We start from the raw sequence: 10,008 nt of genomic DNA, 5'->3' as shown, positions 1-10,008 counted from the left end.
TCCGCGCCGCGGGCGAGGGCCGGATCGACGACGCCCTGCGCGCCGCCGCCTCGCTGATCCGGGACCGGGCGCACGAGCTGCTCGAGGTCAACGCCGCCGACGTCGCCGCCGCCGAGCGGAACGGCATGGCGGCGGGCCTGCTCGACCGGCTGCGGCTGGACCCCGAGCGGCTCGCCGGCATCGCCACCCAGCTCGAGGTGCTCGCCGCGACCCCCGAGCCGCCCACCGAGTGGCCGGTCCGCACGCTGGAGACCGGCGAGCGGGTGTTCGAGCGGCGCATCCCGGTCGGCGTCATCGGCGCGGTGTTCGAGGCCCGGCCGAACGTGACCGTCGACGTCGCCTCGCAGGTCCTCAAGGCCCGCAGCGCCGCCGTCCTGCGCACCGGGTCCGCCGCGCTCGGCAGTGCCACCGCGCTCGTCGAGCAGGTGCTGCGCCCCGCACTGGCCGACGCCGGGCTCCCCGAGGCCGCCGTGCAGCTCGTCCCGCTGCCCGGCCACGCCGGCGCCGAGGCCCTGGTCGGGTTGCCCGACCTGGTGCCGCTGGTCGTCGTCCGCGGGTCCGGGGACGTCACCCGCAAGCTGTCCGTGCTCGGCGCGACCGCGGGCACCCGGGTGCTCGCCCACGCCGACGGCGGCGGCGTCCTCTACCTCGACGCCAGCGCCACCGAGGCCGACGTCACGCGCCTGGTCACCGACTCGACCGACCGGCTCGGCGTCTGCAACCGGCTCAACCTGCTGCTCGTCGACCGGCCCGTCTACGACACCCTGCTGCCGGTCGCGAAGGCCGCCCTCGACGCCCGCGGCATCGCGCTGTCGCTGCCCCCGCACGACCACCCGCTCGGTCACGAGTGGGCGCTGGACTCCGGCGCCGAGGCGCACGTGACGGTCGCCGTCGTCGACGGCCCCGACGACGCCGCCGACACCGCCGCCCGGGAGACCTCCGGCCTGGCCGCGACGATCTGCGCCGCCGACGAGCAGGTCGCGCACCGTTTCATCGACCGCTACACCGGCACCGGGGTGTTCTGGAACGCGCCGTCGCGGCTGCTCGACGGCTACAAGCTGCTGGGGCTGCCCGAGACCGGCATCAACGTCGATCACACCCCCGGCCCCCGCGGCCCGGTCACCTACCGCGACCTCGGGCTGCGCCAGTTCGTGATCCTGCCGCCCGAGCACGCCTGACCGGGCAGGTTGTCGGGGGTGGGGGATAGCCTCGCTCCCGTGTCCGTGATCGCCGACAAATCCGCTCTCGAGCTGCACCGGGCCACGCTGGCCAACGGGCTGCGCGTGCTCGTCGTCCCGGACCCGGCCACCCCGGTGGTCGGGGTCTCGGTGCACGTCGACGTGGGCTTCCGTTCCGAGCCGGAGGGCCGCACCGGCTTCGCGCACCTGTTCGAGCACCTGATGTTCCAGGGCAGCGAGAGCCTGGAGAAGCTGGAGCACTTCCGGCAGGTCCAGTCCGCGGGCGGGATCTTCAACGGCTCGACCCACCAGGACTACACCGACTACTTCCAGGTGCTGCCCGGTGCGGCGCTGGAGCGGGCGCTGTTCCTGGAGTCCGACCGGCTGCGCGCCCCGAAGCTCACCGTCGAGAACCTGCGCAACCAGGTGGACGTCGTGAAGGAGGAGATCCGGCTCAACGTCCACAACCGCCCCTACGGCGGGTTCCCGTGGATCCTGCTGCCGCCGGTCCTCTACGACACCTTCCCGAACGCGCACAACGGCTACGGCGACTTCTCCGAGCTGGAGCAGGCGAGCCTGGACGACGCGGCCGCGTTCTTCGACACCTTCTACGCGCCGGGCAACGCGCTGGTCACCGTGCACGGTGACCTGTCCGAGCACGGCGTCGACGGCACCCTCGCCCTGGTCGAGCGGCACTTCGGGGACATCCCCGCCCGGCCCGTCCCGCAGCGGCCGTCGTTCGCCGAGCCCGCTCCCGGCGCGGAGCGGCGGCAGACCGTGGCCGACGCCCACGCCCCGCTGCCCGCCCTGGCGCTCGGCTACCGCGTCCCCGACCCGGCCGCGGAGCCCGACGCCTACCTGGCCCACGCCATGCTCGCCACCGTCCTGGCCGACGGCGAGGCCTCGCGGCTGCAGCGCCGCCTGGTCCACGGCGGCGCCGACGGAGCCGGCCTGGTCACCGACGTCTCGGCGTCCAACGGCCTGATGGGCGGCCCGTTCGACGCCCGCGACCCCGACACCTTCACGATCACCGCCGTGCACCCGACCGAGGTGTCCGCGGACCGGGTCACCGCCGCGGTCGACGAGGAGCTGGACCGCCTCGCCGAGCAGGGCCCCGGCACCGAGGAGCTGGAGCGCCAGACCGCCCGCTGGGTCGCCGCGCTGCACCGCGAGGACGACCGTGTCATGTACCGGATGCTCGGGCTCGGCGCCCGCGAACTGCTCTACGGCCGCGCCGAGCTCGCCGTGGAGCTCCCCGGCAGGCTGGCCGCCCTGACCGGTGCCGACGTCGCCGCCGCGGCCGCCCGGCTGCGTTCCTCCGGGCGGGCCGTCCTGCTGGTCGAGCCGGCCGCCGAACCGTCCGGGGACGGCGACGCGTGAGCGCTCCGACCCGTCCCGGCACCGTGAACCACACCGAAGGGGGCTCCGCGTGAGCGCCGCCCGCACACACCGCAGCGCGGAGGAGATCGGCCGCACCGAGCGCGGCCCCCGCCCGTTGCCCGCGCTCGGCCGCACCAAGGAGGTGCCGCTGCCGGACGTGCTCACCGAGACCCTGCCGAACGGGCTGACCGTCCTGGCCGCGCGCCGCCCCGGGGTCCCGCTCGTCGAGACCGTCCTGCGTATCCCGGCCGCCTCGCCGGAGCCGGTCGCCGACGCCGCCCGCACCGCGGGCACCGAGGTGCTCGCCGAGACCATCCTGACCGGCACCGCGGGCCGCGACCGGATCGGCATCGACGACGCGCTCGCCTCGGTCGGCGGGGAACTCGGCGTCGCCGTCGACCCGGAGTACCTGCAGGCGGGCGGCTCCGCGCTGGCCACCGGTCTGCCGACGGTCCTCGACGTCCTCGCCGACGTCCTCACCGCCGCCACCCACTCCGACGTCGAGGTCGCCCGCGAGCGGTCCCGGCTGGCCGAGCGGATCGCCGTCGCCCGCGCGCAGCCGCGCACCGTCGCCCGCGAGGCGCTGATGCGCCGCCGCTTCGGCGACCACCCCATCGTCTCGGAGATGCCGACCGCCGAGGCCGTCGCCGCGGTCACCCCCGAGCGCGTGCGGGAGCTGCACGCCGACGTCGTCGTCCCGGACGGGGCGAGCCTGGTCCTCGTCGGGGACATCGACCCCGAGGCCGCGATCGCCGAGGTCGCCCGCCGGCTCGGGGGGTGGACCGGAGACCACCCCGCCCGGTGGCTGTCCGCCCCGCCGGTGCCGCAGGCGGGCGACCTGGAGCTGGTCCACCGGCCCGGCTCCGTGCAGTCCCAGCTGCGTCTCACCGCGCCCGGCCTGGACCGCACCGACGAGCGCTACACCGCGTTCCAGCTCGCGAACCTCGTGTTCGGCGGTTACTTCTCCTCGCGCTGGATGGAGAACATCCGCGAGGACAAGGGCTACACGTACGGCGCGCACTCCGGGCAGGAGTTCGTGCCCGGTGGCGCGGTGCTCGGTCTCGACGCCGACGTCGCCTCCGACGTCACGGCCGCCGCCCTGCTCGAGACCCGCTACGAGCTCGGCCGCATGGTCGCGGTCCCGCCGACCGAGCAGGAGGTCACCTCGGCCCGTCGCTACGCGATCGGCTCGCTGCTGATCTCGCTGGACAGCCAGTCCGCGCTGGCCGGCACCCTGTCCGCGCTGCACGCCGCCGGGCTCGACGTCGACTGGCTCCGGGACCGGCCGCGCCGGCTGGAGGCGGTCACCGTCGACGAGGTCGCCGCGGCCGCCACCGCGCTGTTCGCGCCGACCCGGTTCACCGGGGTGGTCGTCGGGGACGCCGACGTGGTCGGGCCACCGCTCGCCGCGCTCGGCGGCGTGGTCCGCGGAGGCGGGCGATGAGCCCCGGGGACTTCTCCCTGACCGAGGAGCCGGTGCTGTCGCGCAACGCGCTCTCCCGCGACGAGAACCGGCGCCTGGACCCGGCCTACGTGCGCGACACGTGGGCGACGGCGCGCGTGGTCGTCGTCGACGAGTCCGGACGCACCCCGGTGGACTGGGAGGTCGAACCGGGCCGCGAGTTCCGCGAGGTCGACGCCGCCGCCTGGGACGACGCGGCGGGCCGTGGCGGGCACGTCCGGACCCGCGCGGGCACCGACGTCGCCGCGGAGCCGCCGGCCGAGGCCGTGCTGCTCGGCGAGCGCGAGGGCGTCCCGTACTGGGCGGTGCGCGTCGGGACCGAACGCACCGCCGACAGCGACATCTTCACCGGCGAGGGGGAGTGGGCGGACCTGCGCGCCGCGGGCGCGTTCCTCGACCCGCTCGGGTCCGGGCTGCTCACCGGCGCGGTCGCCACGCTGAACTGGCACGACCGGGCCCGGTTCTGCGCGATCGACGGCACCCGCACCCGCCCGCACAACGCGGGCTGGGCCCGGGTCTGCGACAACGGCCACGAGGAGTACCCGCGCACCGACCCGGCGATCATCTGCCTGGTGCACGACGGTGCGGACCGCGTCCTGCTCGCCCGCCAGCCGGTGTGGCCGGCCGGGCGCTACTCGGTGCTCGCCGGGTTCGTCGAGTCCGGCGAGTCGCTGGAGGCGTGTGTGCACCGCGAGATCTCCGAGGAGGTCGGCATCGCCGTGTCCGACGTGCGGTACCTCGGCAGCCAGGCGTGGCCGTTCCCGCGGTCGCTGATGGTCGGCTTCCACGCGATCGGGGACCCGGAGGTCCCGCTGACGCCGCAGGACGGCGAGATCGCCGACGCCCTGTGGATCACCCGGGACACGCTGCGGGCGGCACTGGCCCGCGGCGACTGGGGCACCCGGGACGAGCCCGAACCCACCGACGGACCGGTGGTCATGCTGCCGGGGAAGGTTTCGATCGCACGCACCATGCTGGAGTCCTGGGCCGCCGCCGGGGGCTGACCCCGCAGACGAAGCGGCGGCCCGCCCCCGGTGAGGTACCGGTGGCGGGCCGCCGCGCTCCGTGGTGGGAGATCAGAGGGAGGTGTCAGACCCCGAGCCGGGTCTTCACCTCGGAGAAGCTGGGGTTCGTCGCGACCGACTCGTCCGGGAAGACGACGGTCGGCACCGTGCGGTTGCCGCCGTTGGCCTTCTCGACGAACGCCACGGCGTCCGGCTCACGCTCGATGTCGATCTCGCGGTAGCCGATGCCGGCCTGGTCGAGCTGCAGCTTGAGACGACGGCAGAAGCCGCACCAGCTGGTCGTGTACATCGTCAGGTCCGCCATACCGGGTACAACGGGCCCGCTCGCGGGATTCTTCCCGCCCCGCTGTGACCTGCCCGGCACCCGGACGGGCGGGACGGGCGACCCGTGACCGTCGGGGGTGGGTGTCAGGATGGGTGGGTGCCGTCCCGATCCACCACCCGCCCCGCCCGTGCGACCCGCGCCGTGCCGGACCCGGCGGCCCCGATCGGCGCGGACGGTCTGGACCCCGAGCAACGGGCCGCGGTGCACGCGCCGCGCGGCCCGGTCTGCGTCCTCGCGGGGGCGGGCACCGGTAAGACCCGCACGATCACCCGGCGGATCGCCCACCTGGTGACCTCGGGCCACGTCGCCGCCACCCAGGTCCTCGCCGTCACCTTCACCGCCCGCGCCGCGGGGGAGCTGCGCACCCGGCTGCGCGCCCTCGACGCCTCCGGGGTGCAGGCCCGCACCTTCCACGCCGCGGCGCTGCGTCAGCTGCGCTACTTCTGGCCACAGATGGTCGGCGGCAGCCCGTGGCCGCTGCTCGACGGCAAGCTGCGGCTCGTCGGCCAGGCGGCCGCCCGCGCCCGGGCCGGCACCGACTCCGACGCGCTGCGCGACCTCGCCTCCGAGATCGAGTGGGCGAAGTCGACCCTGGTCGCCCCGTCGGACTACGCGGGCGAGGTCGCCCGCCGTCGCCGCGACACCCCCGGCCCGGCCGAGCAGGTGGCCGCCGTCTACGCCGCGTACGAGGAGCTGAAGAACGCGAGCGAGCAGCTCGACTTCGACGACCTGCTCCTGCACACCGCGATCGCGCTGGAGGAGCACGGCGGCGTCGCCGAGGAGTTCCGGTCCCGTTACCGGTGCTTCGTCGTCGACGAGTACCAGGACGTCACCCCGTTGCAGCAGCGCCTGCTCGACGCCTGGCTCGGCGACCGCGACGACCTCACCGTCGTCGGCGACGCCAACCAGACGATCTACACTTTCGCCGGCGCCTCCCCCCGGTACCTGCTGGAGTTCCCGCGCCGTTTCCCCGACGCCGCGGTCGTGCGCCTGCAGCGCGACTACCGCTCCACCCCGCAGATCGTCGGCTGCGCGAACCAGCTGATCGGCGCCGCCCGCAACCGGCCCGCCGGGTCCCGGCTGCAGCTCATCGGGCAGCTCCCGCCCGGCCCCGACCCGGACTTCTCCGAGCACGACGACGAGGCCGGGGAGGCCGCCGCCGTCGCGGGCCGGATCCTGACCCTGATCAACGACGGCACCGAGCCGTCGGAGATCGCGGTGCTGTTCCGGATCAACGCCCAGTCCGAGGCGTTCGAGCAGGCCCTGTCCGACGCCGGCGTGCCCTACCAGATCCGCGGCGGGGAGCGGTTCTTCAACCGGCCCGAGATCCGCCGGGCGATGCTCGCGCTGCGCACCGCAGCGCCGGACCAGCGGCCGGGCACCGATCTCGTCGACGTCACCCGCGCGGTGCTCACCGCCCGCGCCGGGCTGACCGACGAGCCGCCGAAGGGCGCGACGCTGCGCGCGCAGTGGGAGTCGCTGCTGGCGCTGGTCGGCGTCGCCGAGGAGCTGGCCGCGGTCGAGCCGCAGGCCGACCTGCGCCGGTTGTGCGGGGAGCTGGAGACCCGCGCCGACCACGCGCAGGCGCCCGTCGTCAACGGCGTCACGCTGGCGTCGTTGCACGCAGCGAAGGGCCTGGAGTGGGATGCGGTGTTCCTCGTCGGACTCGCCGACGGCACCCTCCCCATCGGTCACGCCGGGGACGACGAGGCCGCCGTCGAGGAGGAACGCCGGCTGTTCTACGTCGGCGTCACCCGCGCCCGGCGGGTGCTGTCGATGTCGTGGTCGCTGACCCGGGCCTCCGGGCGCGGTCCGAAGCGACGCCGCTCGCGGTTCCTGTACGGACTGATCCCGGACTCGCACCCGGCGTCCCGGGTGGCCGGCGAGCGCCGGCCCGGGGGTGCCCGGCCCAAGTGCCGCGTCTGCGGGACCCCGCTGTTCGGGACCACCGCCACCAAGCTCTTGCGCTGCGACGACTGCCCGTCCGATGTGGACCTGGAATTGCTGGACCGCCTCAAGCAGTGGCGGTCGGCGGCGGCGAAGGCGCAGGACGTGCCCGGCTTCGTCGTGCTCACCGACGCGACGCTCACCGCGATCGCGGAGCAGCGGCCCGCCGGACCGTCGGCGCTGGTGGGCATCCCGGGGATCGGCGCGGCCAAGCTGGACCGCTACGGCGACGACGTGCTGCGGGTGCTCGCCGAGCACGCGGCGGAGGGTTCACGACCCCCTCTTCGGTAGGGATCGGCGTGAACTTCCGGCGAGACTTCGAATAATCGGTTGCCGTGCCGTGCGCAGCACTTCTACTGTCGTCGGCACCAGGTGGAGCGCCATGCTCCCGACACAGACGCGTCGCGCGGGAGACCGCGGACGGAACCGGAGGAGGTGACGAGATGGGCACGATCGACACGACCGACCTGATCGGCATGACCCTGTCCGTCCCGGCCCCGGTGTGCGTCCCGGAGCAGACCGTCGTCGCGCACGACGTCGCTCACGCGGGCATCGCGGTCACCGGGGAGTCCGGCGTCCGTCGTCGCCACCAGGGGGTGGCGCTGCTCGCGCCGTCGACGCTCCGCGCCACGGGTGAGGTGTACCCGCTGGGCGGCATGCCGGTCGCGGTCACCGGCCCGATCTTCGATGACAAGTGCACAGCTGCGTTCGTTCCCGGGCGCCGAGGGGGTACCTGACCCTCAGCACCCAGCGAGTCCCATCGGGGCCGCGGAACCCACGCACACGGGTTCCGCGGCCCCGATTTTTTTGTCCCCGATTCCGTCCCGAGAGATGACAGATCCCGACCAGGCCGGTCTGACCAGTTACAGAGAAGTTCGATCGAGGAGGTCGATCGTGTACGTGCGATCCGTTCCGTGTGACGGCGGAATGATCACCGAGCAGTCCGGCGGCGGCGCCGGACCCGACGAGGTGCGGCTGCGGTCCGTGCCGAGCGTGGGCTCAGCCCTGCCCTGCCGCAACGGCGACGCCGACCTGTGGTTCGCCGAGGCCCCGGCCGAGCTGGAGGAGGCGAAGTCCCGCTGCGGCGGCTGCCCGCTCCGGCAGGCCTGCCTGGACGGTGCGCTGGAGCGCGCCGAGCCGTGGGGTGTGTGGGGAGGCGAGATCTTCGACCACGGTCGGGTGATCCCACGCAAGCGCCCGAGGGGGCGTCCCCGCAAGGCCGACCTGGAGCGCGACCGGGCCCTGGCCCTGGCCGCGAGCCGCTGACCACAGCTGCACGGGCGCGACGCGCACCGCGGCGCCGCCGACCCACCAGACCCGAGGAGACCGAGACATGAACGACCTGAAGCCGGCACCGGCCGTGCGACCGATTCCCCGCACCGACCGTTCGTCCCACCTCGTGAACCAGGAGAACGTGATGACGCTCATCCAGGAAGCGCTGGCGAGATCCCATCAGCAGGAGGCACAACGGGCGGCGGCCGAGCACCGGCTCGCACGCCGGCTCACCGCGGGCCGCGGCTGGTCCCGGATCGCGGCCTGGGCCGCCTCCCGCGCCGAGCGGGCGCGGCTGCGCGCCGGCTGATCCCGCCGCCGACCGATGCGATCGGTGCCCCGTCCGGACCCGACGTCCGGGCGGGGCACCGTCGTGTCCGGGGCCTGCCGGTCCGCCGGTGGGAGAGGGTGCCTCCTCGTCGCTTTGCTCTGCTCACCGATACGCAACACCCCAGTTCAGGGCGCTGGCGACTCCGTGAAGGCGTCGGCGAACTCCGCCGACGGGACGATCTCGGTGATCACGTCGACCAGTACCCCGTCCGGCCCGGCGACGACGAAGTGCCGCTGCCCGAAGTCCTCGTCGCGTACCGTTAGCAGCGCCTCCAGCCCACCGCGGACGACGAGACGGTCCCACTCGGCGTCGACGTCGTCGACCTCGAGGTTCACCAGCGTCCCGGCGGCGGACCGGCCGCGGTACGCCGCCGGGATCGTCGGATGGTCCCGGTCGAGGACGGCGAGCTCGAAGCGTCCGCGACGGAGGCTGACGTACCAGTCGGTGTCGAAGACGACCTCGAATCCCATCGGACCGGTCCAGAACGCGCGGGCGGCCGGGACATCGGCCGTCGCGAGGACCGGGTAGCAGCTGCGGAGCACGGCACCCTCCCATTCGCATACATACGGTATGTGAAATCTAGTGACGTACCTTCGGTACGTCAATCGGGGAGGGGGCATGGCGTTCGGTCCGGACAGCGCGAGCGGACCCGGTAGGCGCTGCTGGACGAGGCGGAGTGCCTGTTCGCCCACAACGGGTACGGCGCGGTCGGGCTGCCGACCGTCGTCGCCGGGGCCGGGGTGACGACGGGCTCGCCCTCCCATCAGTTCGACGGCAGCGCGGCGCTGTTCGCCGCGGTCCTGGAGCGGTGGCGGACCGGGTGGCGGATCGGGTGGTCGACGCGGGGAGGCGGTCCCCGACCCGTGGGGGCGGCTCGTCGCCGGGTGCCGGGTGTTCCTCGGCGCCGCACGGAGCCGTCTGCGGCGCGGATCATGCTCGTCGACGGGCCCGGCCTGCTGGGCTGGGGCGCGCCGGCGCGAGCTGGGCGCCGAGTCGTCGGGACGGCACCTTGTCGAGGCGCCGGCCGATCCCGGCGAGCGCGGGGCGCCGGTGCGCAGCCGGTCGAGCCGCTGGCCCGACTGCTGTCG

At 74.6% G+C, this 10,008-nt stretch carries 10 protein-coding genes; 8 read left to right on the top strand and 2 right to left on the bottom strand.

The genetic code is table 11. The annotated features are described in order from the left end of the window. From GTW08_RS21090 to nudC, 4 genes are all read left to right on the top strand, one after another. On the top strand, positions 1-1,178 hold a 1,178-nt coding region (locus tag GTW08_RS21090), incomplete at its 5' end, for an aldehyde dehydrogenase family protein (protein WP_161152423.1). 39 nt (positions 1,179-1,217) lie between these two features. Next, a complete protein-coding gene (locus tag GTW08_RS21085; RefSeq protein ID WP_174565923.1) occupies positions 1,218-2,558 on the top strand; it encodes an insulinase family protein in 1,341 nt (446 codons plus the stop codon). Between the two features lie 49 nt (positions 2,559-2,607). Then, positions 2,608-4,002, top strand: a complete 1,395-nt coding sequence (locus GTW08_RS21080; RefSeq protein WP_073578344.1) for a M16 family metallopeptidase — start codon at positions 2,608-2,610, stop codon at positions 4,000-4,002. Further along, a complete protein-coding gene (nudC, locus tag GTW08_RS21075) occupies positions 3,999-5,024 on the top strand; it encodes an NAD(+) diphosphatase (protein WP_073578345.1) in 1,026 nt (341 codons plus the stop codon). The genes GTW08_RS21080 and nudC overlap by 4 nt, the downstream gene beginning before the upstream one ends. An 85-nt stretch (positions 5,025-5,109) precedes the next feature. Here the strand turns inward: nudC and GTW08_RS21070 are convergent, their stop codons facing one another. Then, complete coding sequence (locus GTW08_RS21070) at positions 5,110-5,349, bottom strand: mycoredoxin (RefSeq protein ID WP_062400572.1); 240 nt, start codon at positions 5,347-5,349, stop codon at positions 5,110-5,112. Positions 5,350-5,511: 162 nt separating this feature from the next. Between GTW08_RS21070 and GTW08_RS21065 the strand changes: the two genes are divergently transcribed. From GTW08_RS21065 to GTW08_RS21050, 4 genes are all read left to right on the top strand, one after another. Then, a complete protein-coding gene (locus GTW08_RS21065) occupies positions 5,512-7,608 on the top strand; it encodes a UvrD-helicase domain-containing protein (RefSeq protein ID WP_073578390.1) in 2,097 nt (698 codons plus the stop codon). Positions 7,609-7,760: 152 nt separating this feature from the next. After that, on the top strand, positions 7,761-8,054 hold the full coding sequence (locus tag GTW08_RS21060) for a hypothetical protein (protein ID WP_073578346.1): 294 nt from the start codon (positions 7,761-7,763) through the stop codon (positions 8,052-8,054). Between the two features lie 190 nt (positions 8,055-8,244). After that, on the top strand, positions 8,245-8,583 hold the full coding sequence (locus GTW08_RS21055; RefSeq protein ID WP_083474559.1) for a WhiB family transcriptional regulator: 339 nt from the start codon (positions 8,245-8,247) through the stop codon (positions 8,581-8,583). A gap of 67 nt (positions 8,584-8,650) precedes the next feature. Continuing rightward, positions 8,651-8,899: a hypothetical protein gene (locus tag GTW08_RS21050; RefSeq protein WP_073578347.1), complete on the top strand. Its 249-nt coding sequence runs from the start codon at positions 8,651-8,653 to the stop codon at positions 8,897-8,899. A 146-nt stretch (positions 8,900-9,045) separates the two neighbouring features. Here the strand turns inward: GTW08_RS21050 and GTW08_RS21045 are convergent, their stop codons facing one another. Next, positions 9,046-9,462, bottom strand: coding sequence for a VOC family protein (locus tag GTW08_RS21045; protein WP_073578348.1), 417 nt, complete (start codon positions 9,460-9,462; stop codon positions 9,046-9,048). Positions 9,463-10,008: the final 546 nt, after the last annotated feature.

The sequence above is a fragment of the Pseudonocardia sp. SID8383 genome, assembly GCF_009864975.1.
Lineage (GTDB): Bacteria > Actinomycetota > Actinomycetes > Mycobacteriales > Pseudonocardiaceae > Pseudonocardia > Pseudonocardia alni.
This window is presented reverse-complemented; position numbering and strand designations above follow the sequence as displayed.